This window comes from Pseudorhodoplanes sp., assembly GCF_035565795.1.
In the GTDB taxonomy this organism is placed as follows: domain Bacteria; phylum Pseudomonadota; class Alphaproteobacteria; order Rhizobiales; family Xanthobacteraceae; genus Pseudorhodoplanes.
Genome location: NZ_DATMRV010000174.1, coordinates 1 through 23797, shown reverse-complemented (window position 1 = coordinate 23797; position 23797 = coordinate 1). Strand labels below are relative to the sequence as shown.

The 23797-nt window shown below is 63.1% G+C and carries 18 protein-coding genes; 14 read left to right on the top strand and 4 right to left on the bottom strand.

Translation table 11 applies throughout. The features are described 5' to 3' along the window. Positions 1-28 precede the first annotated feature (28 nt). Complete coding sequence (locus VNZ93_RS15925) at positions 29-1405, top strand: TolC family outer membrane protein (protein ID WP_325707079.1); 1377 nt, start codon at positions 29-31, stop codon at positions 1403-1405. 698 nt (positions 1406-2103) lie between these two features. Next, positions 2104-2328 (top strand): PopZ family protein, encoded by a 225-nt coding sequence (locus tag VNZ93_RS24930; protein WP_414710089.1) that lies wholly within the window; start codon positions 2104-2106, stop codon positions 2326-2328. Here the strand turns inward: VNZ93_RS24930 and VNZ93_RS15915 are convergent. Further along, positions 2325-3548 (bottom strand): MFS transporter, encoded by a 1224-nt coding sequence (locus VNZ93_RS15915; RefSeq protein ID WP_325707071.1) that lies wholly within the window; start codon positions 3546-3548, stop codon positions 2325-2327. The genes VNZ93_RS24930 and VNZ93_RS15915 overlap by 4 nt on opposite strands. A gap of 275 nt (positions 3549-3823) precedes the next feature. Between VNZ93_RS15915 and VNZ93_RS15910 the strand changes: the two genes are divergently transcribed. Genes VNZ93_RS15910 through VNZ93_RS15895 form a run of 4 tightly spaced genes read left to right on the top strand, consistent with a single transcriptional unit; the run spans position 3824 to position 9044 of the window. Then, positions 3824-6646 (top strand): valine--tRNA ligase, encoded by a 2823-nt coding sequence (locus VNZ93_RS15910; protein WP_325707068.1) that lies wholly within the window; start codon positions 3824-3826, stop codon positions 6644-6646. A 3-nt stretch (positions 6647-6649) separates the two neighbouring features. Next, a complete protein-coding gene (locus VNZ93_RS15905; RefSeq protein WP_325707065.1) occupies positions 6650-7384 on the top strand; it encodes a DUF2459 domain-containing protein in 735 nt (244 codons plus the stop codon). Next, positions 7381-8094 carry an NAD(P)-dependent oxidoreductase gene (locus VNZ93_RS15900; RefSeq protein ID WP_325707063.1) on the top strand — a complete coding sequence of 238 codons (714 nt, stop codon included), beginning with the start codon at positions 7381-7383 and terminating at the stop codon, positions 8092-8094. Before VNZ93_RS15905 ends, VNZ93_RS15900 begins: the two co-directional genes overlap by 4 nt. Then, entirely contained in the window at positions 8091-9044 is a 954-nt protein-coding gene (locus tag VNZ93_RS15895) for a YncE family protein (RefSeq protein WP_325707060.1), read from the top strand. Before VNZ93_RS15900 ends, VNZ93_RS15895 begins: the two co-directional genes overlap by 4 nt. A gap of 18 nt (positions 9045-9062) precedes the next feature. Here the strand turns inward: VNZ93_RS15895 and VNZ93_RS15890 are convergent, their stop codons facing one another. Continuing rightward, positions 9063-10031, bottom strand: a complete 969-nt coding sequence (locus tag VNZ93_RS15890) for a tripartite tricarboxylate transporter substrate binding protein (protein ID WP_325707057.1) — start codon at positions 10029-10031, stop codon at positions 9063-9065. Positions 10032-10159: 128 nt separating this feature from the next. Here VNZ93_RS15890 and VNZ93_RS15885 point away from each other — a divergent pair, with 128 nt between their 5' ends. Then, positions 10160-11794, top strand: a complete 1635-nt coding sequence (locus VNZ93_RS15885) for a peptide chain release factor 3 (protein WP_325707054.1) — start codon at positions 10160-10162, stop codon at positions 11792-11794. A gap of 167 nt (positions 11795-11961) precedes the next feature. Further along, positions 11962-13944 (top strand): LTA synthase family protein, encoded by a 1983-nt coding sequence (locus VNZ93_RS15880; protein WP_325707051.1) that lies wholly within the window; start codon positions 11962-11964, stop codon positions 13942-13944. Between the two features lie 7 nt (positions 13945-13951). Here the strand turns inward: VNZ93_RS15880 and VNZ93_RS15875 are convergent, their stop codons facing one another. Next, on the bottom strand, positions 13952-14554 hold the full coding sequence (locus VNZ93_RS15875; protein WP_325707049.1) for a DNA-3-methyladenine glycosylase: 603 nt from the start codon (positions 14552-14554) through the stop codon (positions 13952-13954). Between the two features lie 118 nt (positions 14555-14672). On the opposite strand from VNZ93_RS15875, the gene VNZ93_RS15870 reads away from it, so the two are divergent. The 3 genes from VNZ93_RS15870 to VNZ93_RS15860 all read left to right on the top strand — a co-directional run bounded on the left by VNZ93_RS15870 (position 14673) and on the right by VNZ93_RS15860 (position 17670). Further along, a complete protein-coding gene (locus VNZ93_RS15870) occupies positions 14673-14909 on the top strand; it encodes a hypothetical protein (RefSeq protein ID WP_325707046.1) in 237 nt (78 codons plus the stop codon). 243 nt (positions 14910-15152) lie between these two features. Continuing rightward, a complete protein-coding gene (gene ilvD / locus VNZ93_RS15865) occupies positions 15153-16880 on the top strand; it encodes a dihydroxy-acid dehydratase (protein WP_325707043.1) in 1728 nt (575 codons plus the stop codon). Further along, the gene (locus VNZ93_RS15860) at positions 16867-17670 is read left to right on the top strand and encodes a tetratricopeptide repeat protein (protein ID WP_414710088.1); all 804 of its coding nucleotides are present in this window, start codon (positions 16867-16869) and stop codon (positions 17668-17670) included. The genes ilvD and VNZ93_RS15860 overlap by 14 nt, the downstream gene beginning before the upstream one ends. A gap of 48 nt (positions 17671-17718) precedes the next feature. On the opposite strand, the gene xth is transcribed toward VNZ93_RS15860, so the two are convergent. After that, entirely contained in the window at positions 17719-18510 is a 792-nt protein-coding gene (xth, locus tag VNZ93_RS15855; protein ID WP_325707040.1) for an exodeoxyribonuclease III, read from the bottom strand. Positions 18511-18748: 238 nt separating this feature from the next. On the opposite strand from xth, the gene VNZ93_RS15850 reads away from it, so the two are divergent. The 3 genes from VNZ93_RS15850 to VNZ93_RS15840 form a co-directional block, all read left to right on the top strand. Beyond that, on the top strand, positions 18749-19921 hold the full coding sequence (locus tag VNZ93_RS15850) for an efflux RND transporter periplasmic adaptor subunit (RefSeq protein WP_325707036.1): 1173 nt from the start codon (positions 18749-18751) through the stop codon (positions 19919-19921). Between the two features lie 3 nt (positions 19922-19924). Beyond that, the gene (locus VNZ93_RS15845; RefSeq protein WP_325707033.1) at positions 19925-23062 is read left to right on the top strand and encodes an efflux RND transporter permease subunit; all 3138 of its coding nucleotides are present in this window, start codon (positions 19925-19927) and stop codon (positions 23060-23062) included. An 88-nt stretch (positions 23063-23150) separates the two neighbouring features. Beyond that, positions 23151-23797: tripartite tricarboxylate transporter substrate-binding protein (locus VNZ93_RS15840; RefSeq protein ID WP_325707030.1), on the top strand; the 647-nt coding region annotated here is incomplete at its 3' end.

The window sequence follows — 23797 nt, the reverse complement described above, 5'->3', positions numbered from 1 at the left end:
GGGGTTTGCCGCCGATCGAAAGGTTGGTGTGGCTGGTGCTGGCGCCGGAAACGGTGTGGGCGGCGGTTCGACGACTCTCGAACAGGCTCTGGTTCAGGCCTATCAGAACAATCCGCAGATCAATGCCCAGCGCGCGCTCGTGCGTGCGACCGACGAGGCTGTGCCTCAGGCGCTGTCCGGCTACCGGCCCAGGATCAGCGGTACCTATAACACCGGAGTGACCTGGACGGAGACGACCACTGAAACTCAAATTCCGTCGGGGAACAGGACTGTCGGGAGTCGTAACCGACAGGTCTCCCGGTTCTACCCGTCGTCGGTCGGCGGGCAGTTGCAGCAAAACGTGTTCAACGGGTTCCAGACTGCGAACCGCACCCGCCAGGCCGAGGCACAGGTCTTCGCATCCCGCGAGACCTTGCGGGTGATCGAACAGACCGTGCTGCTGGATGCTGCAACGGTCTACATGAACGTGTTGCGCGACACCGCCGTGCTTGAGTTGCAGCGGCGGAACGTCGAAGTCATCCAGGAGCAATTGCGTCAGACCCGTGACCGCTTCAATGTTGGCGAGGTGACGCGCACGGACGTCGCGCAGGCGGAATCGCGCGTCGCGGCCGCCCAGTCCCAATTCCTGAATGCACAGGCCAATCTCACGACGTCGCGCGCTGCATATCGTCGCGTGATCGGCGTTGAGCCGAATCGGCTTGCGAACGGAACGCCGGTCGATCGCTTTGCACCGCGCTCGCTCGATCTTGCGGTTGCTCAGGGCCAAGCCGAGAACCCGGCAGTCATGGCTGCTGAATTCGGTGTGGACGTCGCCCAACTCCAGGTGAGGGTGAACGAGGGATCGCTGTATCCGGTGGTGACGGTGACCGGCAGCGTCCAGCAGGCCTGGAATCAGTCCGACTCGCTCCTGAATTCGATGAATGCTTCGGTGGTCGGTCAGGTCACCGTGCCGATCTATCAGGGCGGTCAGGAATATTCGCTGATCCGTCAGGCCAAGGAGACCGTCGGCCAGCGCAGACTCGAACTTGCGCAGAACCGGGATCAGGCGCGCGCCAATGTCGTGCAGTCCTGGGGGCAGCTCGATGCAGCCAAGGCGCAGATCGACGCGACCCGCGCCCAGGTGACGGCGGCCGAGATCGCCTTGAACGGCGTGCGCGAAGAAGCGCGTGTCGGCCAGCGCACCACGCTCGATGTGTTGAACGCCACGCAGGAATTGCTGAACGCACGCGTCGCACTCGTGACCGCGCAGCGTGACCGGGTTGTCGCTTCCTACACGCTGCTGTCCGCTGTCGGACGGCTCTCGGTTCCGGTTCTGGGGCTGCAGGTTCCGCTCTACGATCCGATGATCCACTACCAGCAAGTCCGCGATGCATGGGTGGGCATCCGGACGCCGGATGGCCGCTAGCGCAAGCGACCATTCCTGCAGCGGTGTGGCCGCGGCAGAGCATGCGATTCTTCGATACGCTGCATAAGCTCGGATTGTTTTCCGACCTTGCGTGGAATACTCCCCAAGCGCGTGAAAAGTGGCAATAATTGCGTGTTGATTCGACGTTGAGCGATGCGGTCCGCTGACGTCGGCTGTTGCACCGCAAGCGCAATTTCGCAGAGACGTGACGAGGCGGAATGAACCAGCCGGCAAAATCGCACGAACCGTCAATGGAGGAGATCCTTGCCTCCATCCGCCGCATCATTGCGGATGACGACGCAAAGGGAGCGTCTCCAGCCGCTGCGGTCGAGCCGCCGCCACCTCCGCCGCCCGCGCCGCCACCGGTGGTGGCTGCGCCGCCGCCGGTGATCGCTCCATCGCCGAAAGAGTTTCTGCGCGAGATCCCGCCGGCGTCGCCACCGCCGCCGCCCGCTCCGGTGGAGCAGCCAGCCGATATCCTCGAATTGACCGAGGACATGCGCGCGCCCGAGCCGTTTGTCCCGGTGTCGCACTTCACCACGGTCAATTCACAGCCGGATGTGATCTTTGCGGAGCCCGAGCCCGAATCCGAGCCGGAGCCCGAACCTGAGCCGGTCCTTGCCACAGCGCCTGAGCCTGAACCGGAAATGCCAGAACCGGACCCGCTGGAAGTCGCGCGCCAGACGCTGTCCGCGCAGATGGAAATGGATACGCCGTTGCTGTCGCGCTCGGCGAGCGCGGCGGTCGATAGCGCTTTCGCATCGCTCACACATACGGTCCTGAGCCAGAACGCGCGCACGCTCGACGATCTGGTCAAGGACATGCTGCGCCCGATGCTGAAGTCCTGGCTCGACGACAATCTGCCGAGCCTGGTCGAGCGGCTGGTGCGCGCCGAGATCGAACGGGTTTCGCGCGGACGCTAGTCGGCGCTTGTTGCCGCTGAAGCTGCGGTCTTGCGGCGACGCGCAAGGCTGCGCGCGAAGAGCAGACAAAGCAGCGGAAATCCAACAGCCGATGTCAGGAATACCGGGACCGCGCCGAAGCGGTCGACGACCGGCGCTGCCGCCGCGACACCGGCGGTGATGCCCATGTAGAGCGCCGAGGAAAAGATCGCGAGCGCCGTGCCGCGCGCCTGCGGTGACATCTGCGTGGCGTTGGTCTGGAAGGTGTTGTGCACCATGTAGAAGCCGAGGCCGATCAGCATGGTCGCAACCGGCGCGAACCACCACACCGGCTGAAATGAGAGCGTCAGGAATCCGAGCGAGACCAGCGCTCCGCCCACAATCACGAGACCGATCTGGCCCAGGCGGTTGACCAGCATGCGGACCGCCAATGTGTAGGCCAGCCCGCCAATGGCGAAGCAGCCGACTACCAACCCGACCATCGTAAAGCTCAGGCCGAAGCGCAGATGCAGATCGGCGCCAATGAAGGACAGCACTGCGTAGAGGAGGGCGGCCTCCACGAACACGCAGAGCGTGATGAATCTCGCCCAGGGCGAGCTGAGCACGATCCTGTATTCGGAGATCAAGCCGCCCTTGCGCTGCGCACGCGCGCTTGACGCCCGGGTCGCCGGATTGACCACAAGCTCGGCGACCAGGGCGGCGGCGGCCAACGCGAAAAGCCCGCCAAGGATAAAGAACACGTTGCGCCAGCCGAACAGGTCGCCCAGCACGCCGCCGGCGACCTGACCGAACAGCAGTCCGGAGATCTGGCCGGTCAGATAGCGGCCGAGCACCGGTTGCCGCTGTTCGTAGGGGACGACATCGCCGATATAGGCCATCGCGAGCGGGATGATGCAGCCGGCCGCGAGCCCGCAAAGCAGCCGGTACGCGACCAATCCCGTCAGAGAGAATGCGAGGCCGCACAGCACGGTGGCCGCGGCTGCGATCGCGCTCAGTCCGGCGACGGAATAATACTTGCCGAAGCGATCGCCAATCTCGCCGCCGAACAGCTGCACGGTGCCATGGGCAAGACCATAGGCCGTGATCACGATCGACGCTGCACCGATGGTGACGGCGAGATCGGTGGCGATCTGCGGCAGCAGCGAATCCGTGACCCGCACCATCGCCTGGCTGGCGAAGGCAGCCATGGACAACAGGAAGATGGCCCGGGTCGGGTTCGGTGCGGCGACAGGATTGGTCACGATTTTAACGTTTCGGCGCGATACGGATTGTTTCCGCGATTTGTTGACAGTTTGCGTTGCGGCGGGCTTTGTAGCCCGCGCGCACACGTGTGGTGGATCGGAAGTCCGCTTAATCGCTGCCGTACCCTCGTCAAGCGGACTTCCGATCCAAACCACACGAGAATCAATATGCTGCTAGCGTCTTTTTGAATCCGAAATTCGCAAATCTGGTGCGGCGAATTCATGCGAACTTCGGATTCAAGACGCTAGGGGCGCAGAAACCCCGAATTTTTAAGATGATCGACAAGACCTATCAGCCGTCCGACGTGGAGCCGCGCATATCCGAAGCGTGGGAGAATGCGCTCGCCTTCCGGGCCGGCCGGCCAGACCGCGCCGACGCGAAGCCCTATTGTATCGTGATCCCGCCGCCCAACGTGACCGGCTCGCTGCATATGGGCCATGCGCTGAACAACACCTTGCAGGACATCCTGTGCCGGTTCGAGCGCATGCGTGGGCGTGACGTGCTTTGGCAGGTCGGGACCGACCATGCCGGCATTGCGACCCAGATGGTGGTCGAGCGGCAATTGATGGAACGCCAGCAACCGGATCGGCGCACGATGGGCCGGGAGAAATTCCTCGAGCGGGTGTGGGAGTGGAAGGCCGAATCCGGCGGCACCATCATCAATCAGCTGAAGCGGCTCGGCGCATCATGCGATTGGTCGCGCGAGCGCTTCACCATGGACGAGGGGCTGTCCAAAGCCGTTCTCAAGGTGTTCGTCGAGCTGTATCGCGCCGGCCTGATCTACAAGGACAAGCGGCTGGTCAACTGGGACCCGAAGCTGCTCACCGCGATCTCCGACCTCGAAGTGCAGCAGGTCGAGGTGAAGGGCAATCTCTGGCACCTCAAATATCCCATCGAAGGCCTGCCGGGTGAGTTCATCATCGTTGCGACCACACGGCCGGAGACGATGCTCGGCGATACCGCCGTCGCAGTGCATCCCGACAACGAGAAGCTCAGGCACCTGATCGGGCGCAACGCGATCCTGCCACTGGTGGGACGGCGCATTCCGATCGTCGGTGATGACTACGCGGACCCGGAGAAGGGTACGGGCGCGGTGAAGATCACGCCCGCGCATGACTTCAACGATTTCGAGGTTGGCCGCCGGCACAGCCTGCCGATGGTCAGCATTCTCGACGTCGAGGCCAGACTCAACCTGAGGGACAATGACGATTTCCTCGAGGGCGTTGAGGCATCTGCAGAACTCGACGAGACGCTGGCCATGCACGGCATGGATCGTTTCGCTGCGCGCAAGGCGATCGTCGCGCGCATGGAGGAGAAGGGCCTTCTCGACAAGATCGAGCCGAACACGCACATGGTCCCGCATGGTGATCGCTCGGGCGTCGTGATCGAGCCGTTCCTGACCGACCAGTGGTATGTCGACGCGAAGACGATGGCGCAGGAGGCGATCGCCGCGGTGCGTGACGGCCGCACGGTGTTCGTGCCGAAGAACTGGGAAAAGACCTATTACGACTGGATGGAGAACATCCAGCCCTGGTGCGTGTCGCGTCAGCTCTGGTGGGGCCATCAGATTCCGGCCTGGTACGGCGCCGATGGCAAGGTCTATGTCGCGGAGACCGAGGACGAGGCGGTGGCCGAGGCGCTGGGCTTCGATGTTGCGAACGGCAACATCACGCAGGAGGAAGCCGATGCGATCGCCGGTGATCCGGCCCGCCGCGCGGCGTATCTCACACGCGACGAGGACGTGCTCGATACCTGGTTCTCATCGGCGCTCTGGCCGTTCTCGACGCTCGGCTGGCCGGACGAGACTCCCGAGCTGAAGCGCTATTACCCGACCAACGTGCTGGTCACCGGGTTCGACATCATCTTCTTCTGGGTCGCACGGATGATGATGATGGGCCTCCATTTCATGGAGGAGATTCCGTTCCACACCGTCTATATCCACGCGCTCGTCCGCGACGAGAAGGGCGCGAAGATGTCGAAGTCGAAGGGCAATGTCATGGACCCGCTCGACCTGATCGACAAATTCGGTGCCGATGCGCTGCGGTTCACGCTCGCCGCGATGGCGGCGCAGGGCCGCGACATCAAGCTGTCGACCCAGCGTGTCGAAGGCTATCGCAATTTCACCACCAAGCTCTGGAATGCCGCGCGCTTCGCCGAGATGAATCTCTGCGTCACGGTGCCGGATTTCGAGCCGCGCAACGCGAAGCAGGTGCTCAATCGCTGGATCGCGCACGAGACTGCCAAGGCGTCCCGCGATATCACCGCTGCACTTGAAGCCTATCGCTTCAACGAGGCGGCCGGGGCAGCCTACAGATTCGTCTGGAACATTTATTGCGACTGGTATCTTGAACTCGTGAAGCCGGTGCTGACCGGCCCGGATGGCGAAGCCAAGACCGAGACGCGCGCAATGGTGGCCTGGGCGCGCGACGAGATCGTGAAGTTGCTGCATCCCTTCATGCCGTTCATCACTGAGGAATTGTGGTGGGTGACGGGACCCGTACCGGTCGAGCCGGAAGAAATGACCGGCAGCGAAGTCGAGCTTGCACGCAAGGGCGACGAGCGCCCCGATATGCTCACGCTGACGGCGTGGCCCTCGCATGAGGGGCTCGACAATCCGGCGGCGGAAGCAGAGATCGGGTGGGTCGTCGATCTCGTCACCACCGTGCGTTCGCTGCGTTCGGAAATGAATATTCCGCCGGCGACCATGATGCCGCTCGTTCTGGTCGGCGTGTCCGACGAGACGCGTGCGCGCGCCGGACGCTGGCTCGATTTCGTGAAGCGCCTCGCGCGCATTTCGGAGCTGGTTTTCACCGACACGGCGCCGGATGGCGCGGTGCAGTTGCTGGTGCGCGGCGAGGTGGCGGCGCTTCCTCTCAAGGGCGTCGTCGATCTCAATGCCGAGCGCGCGCGCCTGCAGAAGGAACTGGCCAAAGCCGAGTCCGATATCCAGCGGGTCGACCAGAAGCTGAACAATCCGAAATTCATCGCCAATGCCGCCGAAGAGGTGGTGGACGGCGAGAAGGAGAAGCGGGAAGAGGCCGAAGGCCGCAAGGCGAAGATCCTGGAGGCGCTCGAGCGGTTGAATGGCGCGGCGTAACGGATGCGCCGGCTGTTCCGCGCAATCGGATACGGCCTTTCGTCAATTGCACTTGCGCTGTTCGTGCTGGCCGGCGCCACCGCGCGCACGGGTGATCCTGCGTTGTGGCCGCCGAAGCCCGGCGAGGCGGCGACGGATATTTTCGTCGTCAGCCACGGCTATCATTCGGGCATTGCAGTTTCGACCGCGCAGCTTGCGGCGGCCGCGCAGCGCAGCGGCAATCTCGCGCTTGGACTCATCTCGGAGCGGTTCGGCGGTTACCCGTTCATCGAGGTCGGATGGGGCGAGCAGGATTTTTACGCGTCGGTCCCGACGGTTTCCGATTTCAGGATCGGGCTTGCGGTTCGGGCGTTGTTCGGGGCCGGCAACAACACTGTGCTGCATGTCGTCGGACTGCCGGAGTCGCCGCGCAGCGTCTTTGCATCGGCGGACATCGTTCGCATTGAACTGAGCGAAGCTGGGCTGGCGCGCATGATGTCGGCGCTCAATCGAAGCTTTGCGCTGGATGGACAGCCTGCAGGACTGCAGGTGCTCGGGCGCGGGCTCTACGGCCCGAGCCTGTTTATCCGCGCGAATGGCAATTTCAGCATGTTCAATGTGTGCAATCACTGGGTCGCGGACATGCTGTCGGCAGCCGGCTTGCCGGTGACGCCCGTTCTTGACACTGTGCCGCCCGGCTTGATGCTCGATCTGAAATTGCGTGCGGGCCTCAGTCGCATGCCGGGACTGCAACAATGAAAGTGTTTCTCGCCGGCGCAGCCGGTGTTGTCGGCCGCCGACTGACAATTCTCCTGCGGCGGGCCGGACACGAAGTCGCCGGCACCACGCGTTCGGAGGCCAAGGCTGCGGCGCTGCGCGCGATCGGCGCGGTGCCCGTGCTGGTCGATGCCTACGACGCCGACAAGCTGAAGCTCGCAGTCTATGCCGTTCAGCCGGACGTCATCATCCACCAGTTGACCGATCTGCCGCAGACGATCGATCCGAACACGTTGCAGAGCGCGCTTGCGGCCAATGCGCGGCTGCGCATCACCGGAACGCGCAACCTGATCGATGCCGCGCTGACCAACAACGTGCGCCGCGTGATCGCGCAGAGCATCGCGTTTGCTTATGCGCCGGGGCATGCGCAAGGCCAGCCGCCGTTGATCGAGGATCATCCGATCGATCCGGCACAGACGGGCGTGATTGCGCTGGAGCGAGCGGTGACGCAGACCGCGGGTATCGACGGCATCGTCCTGCGCTACGGGCGCTTCTACGGCCCGGGTACATGGACGGAGGTGCCAAATAGCACGGGTCCGCTGCATGTCGATGCGGCGGCGCAGGCCGCATTGCTCGCCCTGACCAAGGGCAAGCCCGGCATCTACAACATCGCGGAAGACGACGGTGCGGTGTCGAGCGAGAAGGCAAAGCGCGATCTCGGCTTCGATGCGTCCTTCAGGATTGAGCCATGATCGACCCGAATAACCGTCACGGCGGTCCGCGGCTGGTCGTCACCTGCAAGACCGCGAACAAGGTTCAGTTCTTCGATGCTGCGACCCTTACCACGACCGGCGAGATCGACATGCCGGCCTCGACCCACGAGATGGTGCTGTCGGCCGATGGCAGCGCCGTCTACGCCTCGGTCTATGGCGGCGGAATCTTCGGCAGAAACGCCAATCCCGATCGCCATGTCGCGCTGATCGATCTGGAGGCGCAGGCTGTTGCGCGCATGATCGATGTCGGCGCGGATATCGCGCCTCATGGCGTGATGCTGGATCGCGACGGGATGCTCTGGTGTACGGCCGAAATCGGCAATGCCGCGCTGGTGATCGATACAGAAACCGGGCATGTAACCAGCATCGATACCGGCAAGGCGGCGCATTGGCTTGCCATCAGTCATGCGACCGACAAGGTGTTCGCGTCCTGCAAGACCTCGGACTTTGTTACGGTGATCGACCGGACGAAGCGCGTCGCGACCGACCGGCTGCCGATCCCGGATCTCGCCGAAGGCCTCTGCGTGACGCCCGATGGCGGCACGTTGTTCGTCTGCGCGCACCGGACGCCGACGCTCTATGTGTTCGACGCCGGCAGCGGGACGCTGCGCAAGGCCATTACGATTGCGGGAGGCGAGGGCAAGCCGAACCAGCTCAAGCGTGTTCGTGTCTCGCCTGACGGCCGCTTCGTCTGCGTGTCCTCGCTGCTGGACAATCACGCGGCGATTTTCGAAGCGGCCTCCCTGACGCAGATCGCGTCGATTGCGACGCGGAAGGCGCCGATGGGTTTCGGCTTCGCCGCTGATGGCCGCACCGCCTGGCTGTGCTGCCACGATGATGCGGTGGTGCTGGAATTCGATCTCCAGTCCGGCAAGGTGAACCGCGACTTTGCGACCGCGTCGGGCTGCGAGTACGTCATCGCTTACTGACGCGCGCCGCGTTGCCGATTAGTCCAGCTTGATCCCGGTATCGCGGATCACCTTCGTCCACATGTCGTATTCGCGCTGAATGAAGGGAGACACCTCCGCATCGCTGATCTCAAGCACGATGCCGCCGACCTTCTCATAAGGCTCCTTCAGCGCCGGCAGGATCGCACGGATCTCACTACGCAGCTTTGCCACCACATCGGGCGGAGTCCTGGCAGGTGCGAAAATTCCCATCCAGGATTCGATGTCGAACCCCTTCACGCCGGCTTCCGCCATGGTCGGTACGTCAGGCGTGCGCGGATTGCGCTTGGGTCCGACGATCGCGATCGCACGTACGCTGCCGGACTGGATGTGCCCGAGTGCGGCCGGATAGGAATCGATGAAGAAGTCGACGCGTCCGGACAGGATGTCGGGATAAGCAGCCTGCGCGCCCTTGTACGGCACTTCGAGGAATTTCGCGCCGGTCGCGCTCATCAGCGCGGCGGCGACCAGATGCTGGCCGGTGCCCGCGCCGGCATTGGCCATGCTGAATTTGCCGGGCTCCTTTCGTGCTGCGTCGAGCACCTCTGAGAGTGTCGTGAAGGGCAGGTCCTTGCGTCCGACCAGCACATAAGGAATGCCGAGCACCAATGTGATCGGGGTGAATTCTTTCATCGGATCGTGACCGAGTTTGGAATAGAGCGCCGGGTTGAACACGATGTTGCTCAGGCCGCCGACCAGAAGTGTGTAGCCATCGGCTGGTTGGCTTGCCACGAACTGGGTGCCGACCACGGTGCCGGCGCCGGGCTTGTTCTCGACCACCACGTTCTGGCCGAGCCGCTTGCCAAGCGCGTCGGCAACGGTTCGACCGACAATATCGTAGGAGCCGCCCGGTCCGATCGGGACGATGATTTTCACCGGTTTGTCGGGATAGCCTTGCGCGGCGGCGGTGTGAGGGACAACGAGTGCCGCCAGCATGGCGGCGCACGCAAGGACAGAGCTGGCCTGCATCCTACTTCCTCCCTGACGTATCGTTATTTGTTTGCGTCATTATTGCGCCCGCGACCAGCCGGGTCTAGTTCAGTTCCCGGCCAAAGCCGGGGTTGAATCCTCACGCCCAGCCTGTACAAGGCGCGGCCATGACCATGCCCGTCCGCTCCGAGTCCGACGCTCCGCAGTCTCCGCTGGCCGCCGAGATCGAGCGCCGGCGCACATTCGCGATCATCTCCCATCCCGACGCCGGCAAGACCACGCTGACCGAGAAGTTGCTGCTGTTCGGCGGAGCCATCCAGCTCGCCGGGCAGGTCAAGGCGAAGCGTAATCGCAAGACCACGCAATCCGACTGGATGTCGATCGAAAAGGAGCGCGGCATCTCCGTCGTCACCTCGGTGATGACGTTCGAATACGGCCCGCATGTCTTCAATCTGCTCGACACACCGGGCCACGAGGACTTCTCGGAAGACACCTACCGCACGCTGACCGCGGTCGACTCCGCCGTCATGGTGATCGACGCCGCAAAGGGCATCGAGGCGCGGACGCGCAAGCTGTTCGAGGTGTGCCGGCTGCGCGATATCCCGATCCTCACTTTCATCAACAAGATGGATCGCGAGAGCCGCGATCCGTTCGAGATCCTCGACGAGATCGAGAAGACGCTGGCGCTCGATACGACGCCGATCAACTGGCCGGTCGGACGCGGGCGCGACTTCGTCGGCACGATCGAGGTCGAGAGCGGGGGCGTGCGACTGCTCGAAGGCGATGCCGGCAAAGCGGGCACGTTGCGGCAAATGAGCATCCATGACGTCGCGGCGCTCAATCCCAACCTCGATGCATCGGCGATCGAGGGCGAGTTCGAACTCGTCCGCGAAGCCTGCCGCGGTTTCGACTTGCAGGCGTTCCGCGAGGGCCATCTATCGCCGGTCTTCTTCGGCTCGGCGCTGAAGAATTTCGGCGTTGGTGATCTGCTCGATGCGCTCGGGCGTGTCGCGCCGCCGCCGCGCGACCAGAAGGCGGACAAGCGCGTGGTCGAAGCCGAAGAACCGCGCATGTCGGCCTTCGTGTTCAAGATCCAGGCTAATATGGACCCGAACCACCGCGACCGCATTGCCTTCGCCCGGCTGTGCTCCGGCAAGCTGACGCGCGGCATGAAGGTCAAGCAGATCCGCACTGGCAAGCAGATCGCGCTCAACGCGCCGCAATTCTTCTTCGCCAAGGATCGCGCACTCGCCGAAGAAGCGTATGCCGGCGATGTCGTGGGCATTCCGAACCATGGATCGGTCCGCATCGGCGACACGCTCACCGAAGGCGAGGACATCAACTTCGTCGGCGTGCCGAGCTTTGCGCCGGAAATCCTGCGCCGTGTCCGTCTGCCGGACGCGATGAAGGCCAAGAAGCTGAAGGAAGCGCTGCAGCAACTCGCTGAAGAGGGCGTTGTCCAGGTGTTCCGCCCGAATGACGGCTCGCCCGCGCTCGTCGGCGTGGTCGGTCCGCTGCAGCTTGACGTGCTGCGCGTACGTCTGAAGGACGAATATGGTCTCGAAGTGAGCTGGGACCAGAGCGAGTTCACGCTAGCGCGCTGGATCGCGCCGGACGGCAAGGGCGATCCGAAGGCCTTCGATATGTTCGTCAGAAACAATTCATCGAGCGTCGCCGACGATCTCGACGGCGACCCGGTCTTCCTCGCGCGCAACCAGTTCAATCTGGATTATACGCGCGAGCGCGCACCCGGCATCGCCTTCACCGACATCAAGGACGTGAAACGGGCGGACGCGGCCTGATTGTGCGTCCTGGTTGAATTCCCATCACGCTGCGTGATGCTCTTCTTCGTCGGCTTATACCGACGAAGGTCGAGGGCGGACTGCCATTGAATTTGACCGGCAGGTCTCAGAATCGGCACAATCCGGGCCGTTGAGATGCGTCATGCGAAGGTGGGGGAATCATCTGCATGTCAGTCTCCTTGAAGCCAGTGCGCCTGGCGCTGACGTCATGGCTTGAGCGCTTCTGGCCTGCCATCGCACTCTTTCTGGTGGCGCAGACCCTTGTACGGCTTGCACTCGCGCTTCTCTCGGGCAGTGGATTTGTCGATCATCCCATCGACATTGTCCGGCCGTTTGTGATCGGTCTGTGGTTCGATCTTGCGGTGCTCCTCGCCGTACTGATTCCGGGCACCCTCTATTGGGTGCTTCTGCCTCGATCCTGGCATGGCGGCCGTTTCGATCGCGCCATGATGTTCTCGGGCTTCGCGCTGTTCGTCTTTATCGTCGGCTTCACGATGATCGGCGAGGTGCTGTTCTGGAACGAGTTTGGCGCCCGGTTCAATTTCATCGCTGTCGATTATCTCGTCTATACGCGCGAGGTCGTCGGCAATATCCGCGAATCCTACCCGGTCGGACGGATGCTTGCAGCGCTCGTCGCCGTGGCGGTCTTGCTGACGATCCTGTTGCGGCGCGTGTTGCGGGCTGACTCGCGCACTGTCGCCCTGCGCAGTCGTGCGGCTGTTTTCGTGTCGCTCGTTATGGCGGCGGTTCTTGTCAATGACGCGTCGAAGTCGTCGTGGACCGAGGTGTCAAGCAACAACTACGCCAACGAGATTTCGGCGAACGGCTATTACACGCTGGTCCGCGCCTTTTTTGGCAACGAGATCGATTATCGCCGCTTCTATGCGCTGGATGACGAGGCGAGGGTCAACAGGCGTATCCGTGACCTGGTTGCCTCGCCCAATGCGAGGTTCGTGAGCACGGTGCCGGGCGACATCACGCGCGACATTGTCGACGCGAACCCCGTTCACATGAATGTCGTGCTGGTCACGATCGAAAGCCTCAGCGCCTCCTTCATGGACCATTTCGGCAACCGGCTCGGCCTGACGCCAAATCTTGATGCGCTTGCCGACCAGTCGCTGTTCTTCGCGAACATGCTTGCCACCGGAACGCGCACCGTGCGCGGCCTCGAAGCGGTGACTCTCTCGGTGCCGCCGACGCCCGGACAATCCATCCTGCGCCGTCCGGGAAATGAACGGCTGTTCTCGCTCGGCTCGGTGATGCGCGACCATGGCTACAGCACCACCTATCTGTATGGCGGCGACGGCGATTTCGACAACATGAATGTGTTCTTCTCGTCGAACGGATATCGGATCGTCGACCGGAGGAATTTTGCGCCGTCCGAAGTTCGTTTCTCGAATGCGTGGGGGGTGTGCGACGAGGATCTGTTCTCGCGTGCCCTGCGTGAAGCGGACGCCTCTTTCGCAACGGGAAAGCCGTTCTTCCAGCATGTCATGACGGTGTCGAACCACAGGCCGTACACCTATCCGACAGGACGTATCAGTCCGCCACACGGGAACACGGGCCTGCAGGGGCGGACGCTCGCAAGCTATATCGAGCAGACTCGCGAAGGCGGGGTGAAATACACCGACTATGCGATCGGCACGTTCCTCGAACAGGCACGCAGCAGGCCCTGGTTCAAGGACACGCTGTTCGTGTTCGTCGCGGACCACACGGCGTCCGCGGCGGGCAAGATCGAGGTCGATCCGTCCGGCTATCACATCCCGGCGATGTTTTATGCGCCGGCCATGATCGCGCCCCGGCGCGTCGATCGTCTTGTGAGCCAGATCGACATCGCGCCCACCATCCTTGGCCTGCTGCACATGACCTATCGCAGCCGTTTCGTCGGGCAGGATCAATCCGGGCCAAACGGGCCGGAACGGGCCTTCATCTCCAATTACCAGAAGGTTGGCTTGATCCGTCAGGAGGGCCTTGCCTTGCTCGGTCCGCGGCACGATGTGACCGGCTTTCGCGACGGTCATGCCGTACGCGGTGCGGAGATCGACGACCGGCTGCGGAGCGACGCGATCGCGTTCTATCAGCATGCATCGCGCTGGCAGCAACACTTCGCCGGCACGAATTCCGTGATCCCCGGAGGGCCTGGGGACTGATGTCGCGCTATCGCGCGCGCTTCCGCGGGATCGGGTGTTCGCGGAACGGCTTGCTGAGATACCGCGATCCTTTCAGGCCGTAGCGCCACGGCAGGTCCGCCGCCTTGGTGATGCCGATGCGGGGGCCCGACACGATGTCGACGGCCTCTGCACGCGCGCGCAATTCAAACGGGGCGCGGTCGAGCGGGAGCCCGTCATGGGCCCGGGTGATGCCGAGTGCTTCGCAAAGCCGTCCAGGACCTGAACAGAGCAACCGTTCGTCATCCATACCGCGACGGCGCTTCATGGCGGCCACGCCAACGGTCGGCTGCAGCGCCCGGATCAGGACCGCGCTGGCCGAACCTTCGCGTTCGCAGACCGCGTTCACGCACCAGTGGATGCCGTAGGAGCGATAGACATAGGCAAAGCCGGGCGGTCCGAACATCACGGCGTTGCGGGGTGTCTGGCCGTTGAAGGAGTGAGCCGCCGGGTCGGTGTGGTGATAGGCCTCGACCTCGGTGATGACACCGCCCACGCCATTGAACAGCAGCGTCACCCCGATCAGTTCGGGCGCGACCTCGTGGACGGAGCGGTCGAAGAAAGCGCGGGTCAGCTTGCGGGGCACCAACATTCTTTATCGCGTGTGCGATGCGAAAGGCGAGGGTGCTCGCACGTGCCGGGATCGTGAAAAGCACGTGTTGGAACGGCTCGCCTGATTCGTCCGTTGCCGCTGCGTTACGGAGGGTGAGATGAAGCAGGCGACGCAAGAGCGCAGAACCTTTCCGGCCAGCGAGCGTGAGCGGGCGTCGATCCGGGCGCTCAAGAACTGGATGCTGTCGGCGCCAGGTGAAAACCCGTTCGAGGATCAACTGGTCCGGGTTCGGATCGCAGCCGCCATTGCAGAGATTTCGTCCGCAGCCCTTGATCACCACCAGCGGACCGGGGCGCCGCAAGCAACCGGATCATCGCAATCAACGAAGTCTTAAGTCTGCGCCGGCCCGGCACCCCAAGGCGCTTCGGACGGTCGATTTGCGAGACCTCGTTCTCGCGAAGGCGTTATCCCGACGACACACTTAGTGTCTTCTCTGCCACACATGGGAGACATTTCGGAATCGGTGCCTTGGTGCCGCTATTTGGCCATAGGCCTCGACGACAGGAGACGGCAGAAATAGCGACGTGACGGGTGTTTGTTGCGCGTGAGTTGGGGCGGGGAGCCCAATCGAGTTCACATGGACGCCAAGACCAACCTGAAGGCAAAGTTGCCCAGCCGCCACGTTACGGAAGGGCCGGAGCGGGCGCCTCATCGCTCCTATCTGTATGCCATGGGCCTTACCACGGCCCAGATCCATCAGCCGTTGGTCGGCGTCGCGTCCTGCTGGAACGAAGCGGCTCCGTGCAACATCGCGCTGATGCGCCAGGCCCAGGCGGTGAAGAAGGGCGTCTCGTCCGCGGGCGGTACCCCGCGCGAGTTTTGCACGATCACGGTCACCGACGGTATCGCGATGGGGCATGGCGGAATGCGCGCCTCGCTGCCGTCGCGCGAGGTGATCGCGGACTCGGTCGAGCTGACCATGCGGGGTCATTCCTACGACGCGCTGGTCGGTCTTGCGGGCTGCGACAAGTCGCTGCCGGGCATGATGATGGCGATGGTGCGGCTGAACGTTCCGTCGATCTTCATCTATGGTGGCTCGATCCTTCCCGGCACCTTCAAGGGCAAGCCGGTTACGGTCCAGGATGTGTTCGAGGCGGTTGGCAAACACTCGGTCGGTGCGATGACCGACGAGGACCTGTTCGGGCTTGAGCAGGTCGCCTGTCCGTCGGCTGGTGCGTGCGGCGCACAATTCACTGCGAACACCATGGCCATGGTGTCGGAAGCGATCGGTCTTGCGCTGCCGTATTCGGCCGGCGCGCCGGCGCCTTATGAAATCCGCGACTCCTTTTGCATGACGGCGGGCGAGAAGGTCATGGACCTCGTGCTCGCCGGTATCCGTCCGCGCGACATAGTCACGCGAAAGTCATTGGAGAACGCAGCCGCGACTGTCGCGGCGTCCGGTGGCTCCACCAACGCTGCGCTGCATCTGCCTGCAATCGCTCACGAAGCCGGCATCGAATTTACCCTGTTCGATGTCGCCGAAGTCTTCAAAAGGACACCGTATATCGCGGATTTGAAACCGGGTGGCCGTTATGTCGCCAAGGATTTGTTTGAAGCAGGTGGCATCCCGCTCGTCATGAAAGCCTTGCTCGACGGCGGTTATCTGCACGGCGATTGTATGACTGTTACCGGGCGCACCATTGCTGAGAACCTGAAGTCCGTGAGCTGGAATCCGGATCAGGATGTCGTGCGCGCTGCGTCCAATCCGCTGTCGCCGACCGGCGGCGTCGTCGGCCTCAAGGGCAACCTGGCTCCCGATGGCGCGATCGTGAAAGTCGCCGGCATGCAGAACCTGAAGTTTACCGGTCCTGCGCGCTGCTTCGATGGCGAGGAAGCCTGTTTCGATGCGGTGAAGAACCGCAAGTACAAGGAAGGCGAGGTTCTCGTCATTCGCTACGAAGGTCCGCGCGGCGGTCCGGGCATGCGCGAGATGCTGTCGACCACCGCTGCGCTTTACGGGCAGGGCATGGGCGACAAGGTCGCGCTGATCACGGACGGTCGTTTCTCCGGCGCGACACGGGGCTTCTGTGTCGGTCATGTCGGCCCGGAGGCCGCTGTTGGCGGTCCGATCGCGCTCCTGCGCGATGGCGATATCATCGAACTCGATGCCGTGAACGGCACGTTGAACGTGAAGCTGTCGGACGAGGAGCTCGCCAGGCGCAAGACGGGATGGACCGCGCGCGAGAACGAGCACGCCGGCTCCGGCTATCTCTGGAAATATGCGCAGCAGGTTGGTCCGGCCGTAAAGGGCGCGGTCACTCATCCGGGCGCCAAATTCGAGAAGATCAGCTATGCAGATGAATAGCATCGCACAGCTGGGCGTTCTCACCTGCGCGCTTTGGCTCGCGCCGGCCTTCGCGTTTGACGGCACGCGCTCGCCTGCGAATACCAAGCCGGAAGTTACGCCGGTCGAAGCGTTCCGGTCGGGTGCCGCCTCGCTCAAGGCCGGTCAAAACGACAAGGCGCTGTTGTCGCTGCAATACGCTGCCGATCAGGGCTATGCGCTCGCACAGTGGAAACTCGGCCGCATGTATGCCGAAGGCGACGGCGTGGAGCGCAACGCGCTGCGCGCATTCCAGTATTTCAGCCGCATCGCCGACACCCATGCGGAAGAGTCGGTACATCGGCCGCAGGCGCGTTTCGTCGCCAATGCCTTCGTGCAGCTCGGTCACTATTACCTCGACGGCATCCCGAATACCGAGGTGAAGGCCGATCCGGATCGCGCGCGCGAGATGTATGCCTATGCCGCGTCCTATTTCGGTGACGCCGACGCACAATATGCGCTCGCCAGGCTCTATCTTGACGGTACCGGCGGCGTGAAGGATCCGCGGCAGGCGCTGCGCTGGCTGAACCTGGCCGCGAACAAGGGCCAGCCGCGAGCGCAGGCATTGCTCGGTCACCTGATCTTCAAGGGCGATGTGGTGCCGCGTCAGGCGGCGCGCGGACTGATGTGGCTGACGCTGGCCCGCGAAGGCGCTGCCGGCGAGAAGTGGGTCGTCGACATGTACGAAGCCGCGTTCAGGCAGGCGACGGACGGCGAACGCCAGATGGCTGTCGCCTATCTCGAGCGCTACATGAAGGGCCGCCGCGACTGATCGCGCGCGCTGCGCGGCCCAGTCCGAAATCGTCAGTTCGGTTCGCCGTTACGCCGCGTCGACTTTGAGGTCGATCCACACCGGCACGTGGTCGGACGGCTTCTCCCAGTTGCGCACATGCTTGTCGATCCCGGCCGCGGTGAGCCGGTCGGCTGCCCGCGGCGAGAGCAGGAGATGATCAATCCGGATGCCCCAGTTCTTCTGCCAGGCGCCGGCCTGATAGTCCCAGAAGGTGTAGAGGCCCTCCGCATCGCTTGTCGCGCGAATGGCGTCGGTCAGTCCGAGATGCGTGAGCGCCCGGAACTTCTCCCGGGTCGGCGGGCGGAATAGCGCATCCTCGGCCCATGCTGCGGGGTTGTGCACGTCCTCCGGGGCCGGGATGACGTTGTAGTCGCCGGCGAGGATCAGATCTTCTTCGAGCTTAAGTCGCTCAGAAGCGTAATCATAAAGCCGGTCCATCCAGTTCATTTTGTACGGATATTTTTCGCTGGCGACCGGGTTTCCGTTCGGCAGATAGATTGACGCGACCCGCACCGCGCCGCCCGGATGCACCACCACCGCCTCGATGAATCGGGCATGGTCATCGGACGGGTCGCCGGGTAGTCCGATGGTCACGTCCTCAAGCGGAAACTTGGAGAGGATGGCCACGCCGTTGAAGGTTTTCTGGCCGTGGACGGCGAGGTTGTAGCCAAGGCTCTCCAGTTCCCCGCGGGGAAAGGCATCATCGGTGATCTTGGTTTCCTGCAGGCAGACGACGTCCGGCTGCCGTTCTTTCGCCCAGGCGCAAAGGTTCTCCAGGCGCTGTCGGATGGAGTTGACGTTCCAGGTGGCGATGCGCATCGGGTTTGATCGGGTTTCGGATTGCCGAATTTTAAGGGAAGGGGCGATTCCCGGCGGTGACAGCCGGTATAAACTACGGGGGTACGGTGTTTACCCCATATTCGCGGGGCGGGTGCGGTTCTTGCATGGATATGGTACGAAGTTTTGAGCAACCGATAACTCGCCGGCGTTCTGTTTTGGCGAGAAACCTGAGGGAAATCCGGCGAAGCGGAAATGCGGGCCGGGTCTATAGTCGTCCATGAGCGCTCGTAAATGGTCCGTCACGCTGGCTGCGATCATCGCCGTCGGGGCGGGCGTATATGCCGTTAAACCTTCCTGGATCGAGACGGTCACGACGCCGCTCGGACGGCTGTGGAGTCCGCAGAACGCGGCCGCCCAGCAAAAGGGTCCGCCGCCGCGTGTCATTCCTGTTGAAGTGGTCACCGCTGAACTGCGCGACGTGCCGGTGCGACTCGAAGCGCTCGGAACGGTGACGCCGATCGCGAGTGTCGCGATCAAGGCGCGGCTCGAAACGGTCATCACCGAAGTGCATTTCCGCGATGGGGCGATGGTCAATGCGGGCGATCTCCTGTTCACGCTCGACAGCCGGCAGATTGAAGCCGAGATCAAGCGCGTCGAGGCGGTGATATCGAGCGCCGAGGCGCAGCAGGAGCAGGCCGAGCGCGATGTGAAGCGCTATCTCGAACTCGTGCAGAAGAACGCCACCACGCAGGTGACGCTCAACAACGCGCAGACGCAGGTGAATATCGCGAGTGCGCTCGCTGCCTCGAACCGCGCCACGCTCGACAATCTGCGGGTGCAGCTGTCGTGGACCCGGATCCGCGCGCCGATCTCCGGCCGTATCAGCGCCGCCAATGTGAAGGTTGGCAATTTCGTGCGCCCGGCCGACACGACGCCGCTTGCGACCATCAACCAGATCATGCCGGTTTATGTGACGTTCGGCCTTCCGCAGCGCCAATTGCCCGAATTGCGCAAGGCGCTGGCGGCGGAGACTGCAACGGTCGAGGCGCGGGCGCCCGGTGAGACACGCGTCGCCGACGGCCAGGTCACGATGATCGAAAACACGGTCGATGCCGCAACCGGCATGGCGATCGTGCGCGCGACCATGGACAACAAGGACGAGGTGCTGTGGCCGGGAACGCTTGTGAACACGCAAGTGATCCTGCGCAACGAGAAGGCCGTGCTGGTGCCGTCGCCTGCAGTTCAGGTCAGCCAGAACGGGCCCTATGTGTTCGTCGTTGAGAACGGCGTAGCGAAAATACGGCCGGTGACGGTCGAGCGTACCGTCGATATGCAGTCGGTTATTTCCAAGGGGCTGGAAGGCGGCGAGACCGTTGTGCTCGACGGTCAGCTTCAGCTCGTTGAAGGCGCGCGCGTCGCGCCGCGCAGCAAGGGGAAGGCAGGGGCCTAAGTCATGAATCTCTCCGAGCTGTGTATCCGACGCCCGGTGATGACGACGCTGATTACAGCGTCGTTTATCGTTTTTGGAGCCTTCGCCTACAAGCTTCTGTCGGTCTCCGCGCTGCCGCGGGTCGACTTCCCGACCATCGAAATCACCGCGACGCTTCCCGGTGCAAGCCCCGAGACAATGGCGGCCTCGATCGCGTCGCCGATCGAACGGCAGCTTTCGACGATTGCGGGAATTTCGTCGATGTCGTCGTCATCCTCGCTCGGAACGACGCGCATCACCATCCAGTTTGACCTCAATCGCAACATCGACGCGGCTGCGCTCGATGTGCAAACCGCGCTGACGATCGCGCAGCGGCGCTTGCCGGTGGAAATGACGACGCCGCCGAGCTTCCGGAAGGTCAATCCGTCGGACTTCCCGATCCTGTTCATCTCGGTGCGGTCCGGCACACTGCCGCTATCGACCGTCAACGAATATGCCGAGACCCTGCTGGGGCAGTCGATCTCCCAAATCCCGGGCGTCGCCCAGGTGCTGGTTTATGGTGCGCAAAAATTTGCGGTGCGTGTCCAGGTCGATCCGGAAGCCGCGGCCGCCCGCGGTCTCTCGCTCGACGACGTCCGTCAGGCGGTCGCCAAGGTGAACTCGTCGGTTCCGGTCGGCACGCTCGCCGGTCCGCAGCAGAACGTCACGCTGCAGGCTCCGGCGCAGCTCGACAGGGCGGCAGATTACAGCAATGTCGTGGTGGCCTGGCGGAACGGCGTTCCGGTCAAGCTGAACGAAATCGCGACCGTCTACGACAGCGTCGAGAACAACAAGATCGCGAGCTGGTTCAACGGCGAGCGGTCGATCGTGCTCGGCATCCAGCGTCAGCCCGATGCCAATACCGTGGCAGTGGTGGACGCGATCAAGGAAAAGCTGCCGTCCCTGCGCGCGGGCATTCCCGCGTCCGTCCAACTTGAATTGCTCATGGACCGCTCGATCTCGGTCCGTCAGGCCGTCGCCGACGTAACCCATCACATGATGATAGCGCTGGTGCTCGTTCTGCTCGTGATCTTCCTGTTCCTGCGCAAGCTGAGCGCCACGATTATTCCGGGCCTCGCGGTCCCGATCTCGATCGTCGGCACCTTCGCGGTCATGTACGCGCTCGATTTCTCGATCAACAACATGACGTTGCTGGCGCTGACGCTGTGTATCGGCTTCGTGGTCGACGACGCGATCGTCATGCTCGAAAACATCGTGCGCCACATCGAAGGCGGAATGAGACCCTTCGAAGCCGCGCTGAAGGGCTCGCGCGAAATCGGCTTCACCATCATTTCGATCACGCTGTCGCTGATCGCCGTGTTCATACCGGTTCTGCTGATGGGCGGGGTCGTCGGACGCGTGTTCCGCGAATTCGCCGTGACGATTGCGATCGCCATCGTGATTTCCGGATTCGTGTCGCTGACGCTGACGCCGATGCTCTGCGCCCGCATGCTCAAGGGGCACGATCCGCACGACCACGAGAAGAGGCCCTTCTTCGTGCTGCGCTGGTTCGAGGCAATGTTCAACACCTGGCTGCGCGCTTACGAGTGGTCGCTGGATAAATGCATCAAGTACAAGCCGGTGACGCTTGTCATTACCTTGGCCACCCTGGCCGGTACCGTGTGGCTTTACATGATCGTCCCGAAGGGCTTCTTTCCGACGGAAGATACCGGCTTCGTTAGCGTAACCACAGAAGCTGCGACAGATACCTCGTTTGAGGCGATGGCGCAGCGTCAGGCCGCGATCGCCAATATCATTCGTGCGGACAAAGCCGTCGACTACATCAATTCGACGGTCGGCGCCGGCGGTCCCAATCCGACTGCCAATTACGGGCGCATGTTTGTCGTCCTGAAGCCCAAGCAGGAGCGCGATCCCGTGGGCGCCGTGATCGCGCGGTTGCGGCGCGAAACTGCGCGTGTCGCCGGCATCCAGACCTATTTTATTCCGGTCCAGAACATCAATATCGGCGGCCGCATTTCCAAGGCCGAGTACCAGTACACCCTGCAGAGCAGCGACACCGAAGCGCTCTACCGGGTCGCGCCGGAATTGCGCGACAAGCTCGCTCGATTGCCCGAGCTTCGCGACGTCAATACCGACCTCTACATCCGCAATCCGCAGATGCTGGTCGACATCGATCGCGAGAAGGCCGCCGTCTACGGCATCAGTGTCGACCAGATCCGGCAGGAATTGTTCAACGCCTATGGCTCGCGCCAGGTTGCGACGATCTATGGCCCGGCGAACTATTACCAGGTCATTCTGGAGACGCTGCCGCAATTCCAGGAAGATCCGTCCTATCTGTCCAAGCTGCGCCTGAAGACGGCGAGCGGGCAGGTGGTGCCGCTCGACGCGGTCGCGAAGCTGGTTCCGACTGTCGGGCCGCTGCAGGTCAACCACCAGGCCCAGCAGCCGTCGGTGACGATCTCGTTCAACGTGTCGCCCGGCTACTCTGTCGGTCAGGCGACCGAGGCGATCGAACGCGTCGCGCGTGACTCCAACCTGCCGGCAACGATTTCGACGGGCTTCCAGGGCACCGCGCAGGTGTTCCAGGACGCGCAGCGCGGGCAGGGCCTCCTGATCCTCGCCGCGGTGTTCGCCGCCTATGTGATCCTCGGCATCCTGTACGAGAGCTTCATCCATCCGATCACGATCATTTCCGGTCTGCCGTCGGCCGGCATCGGCGCCATTCTCACGCTGATGCTGTTCGGCATGGACCTGTCGGTGATTGCGATCATCGGCATCGTCATGCTGGTCGGCATCGTGAAGAAGAACGCGATCATGATGATCGATTTCGCGATCGATCGTCGCCGTGTCGGGCTGTCTGCGGAAGCCGCGATCCGCGAAGCCGCGGTGCTGCGCTTCCGTCCGATCATGATGACGACGTTCGCCGCGATCTTCGGTGCGTTGCCGATTGCGCTCGGCGCCGGTGCGGGCGCGGAGCTGCGGCAGCCGCTCGGTATCGCGGTCGTTGGCGGCCTGTGTGTGTCGCAGTTGCTGACGCTCTACATCACGCCGGTGATCTACATCTATCTCGACCGCGTCGACCGCATCCTGAAGGGCCGTCTCGAGCCGCAGCTCGAGGAGGTGCCGGAGGTCGAGGGTCCGCGCGCAGTGGCGGCGGAATAGAGCAGCCCATCGGCATGGTTCTTGCTGGCCTGTCTCCGATCTTTCGGAGACAGGCATCAGCTGTCTCCGGGCCATTCGGAGACAAGTCATGCGCCGTTATTCGCTCGCTGCTCTGCTTATTTTGCTGGCAACCGCGCCAGCCGCCGTCGCAGATACCTGGCCGTCGAAGCCGGTCAAGGCGGTGGTGCCGTTTGGCGCAGGCTCTGCGACCGACATCATCCCGCGCATCGTATTCGAGCAATTGCAGGCACAGCTCGGCCAGACCATCGTGGTCGAAAATCGCGGCGGCGCCGGCGGCACGATCGGCGCTTTGCAGGTCGTGAAGGCAGATCCCGACGGCTATACGTGGCTGGTCCATTCCTCGGCGCACACGGTCGCGCCGGCGCTCTATCCCAATCTGCCGTTCAAGGCGGACAGCGATCTCGTCCCGATGTCGATGATCGGCAGCGTGCCGAACGTCCTGATCATCTCGCCGTCAAAGGGCATCAAGACGATCCAGGACTTCGTCGCCTACGGGAAGGCCAATCCAGGCAAGCTGAACTTCGCTTCGCTCGGCGTCGGCTCGGCGGTCCACATGAGTGCCGAGCGCTTCCGGGTGAGCGCGGGGTATGACGCCGTGCACATTCCGTTCAAGGGCGGCGCCGAAGCCCTGGCCGAAGTCATTGCGGGCCGCGTCGACTATTATTTCTGTCCGCTTGCGACCGCGCTGCCGCATATCAAGGAAGGCAAGCTGCT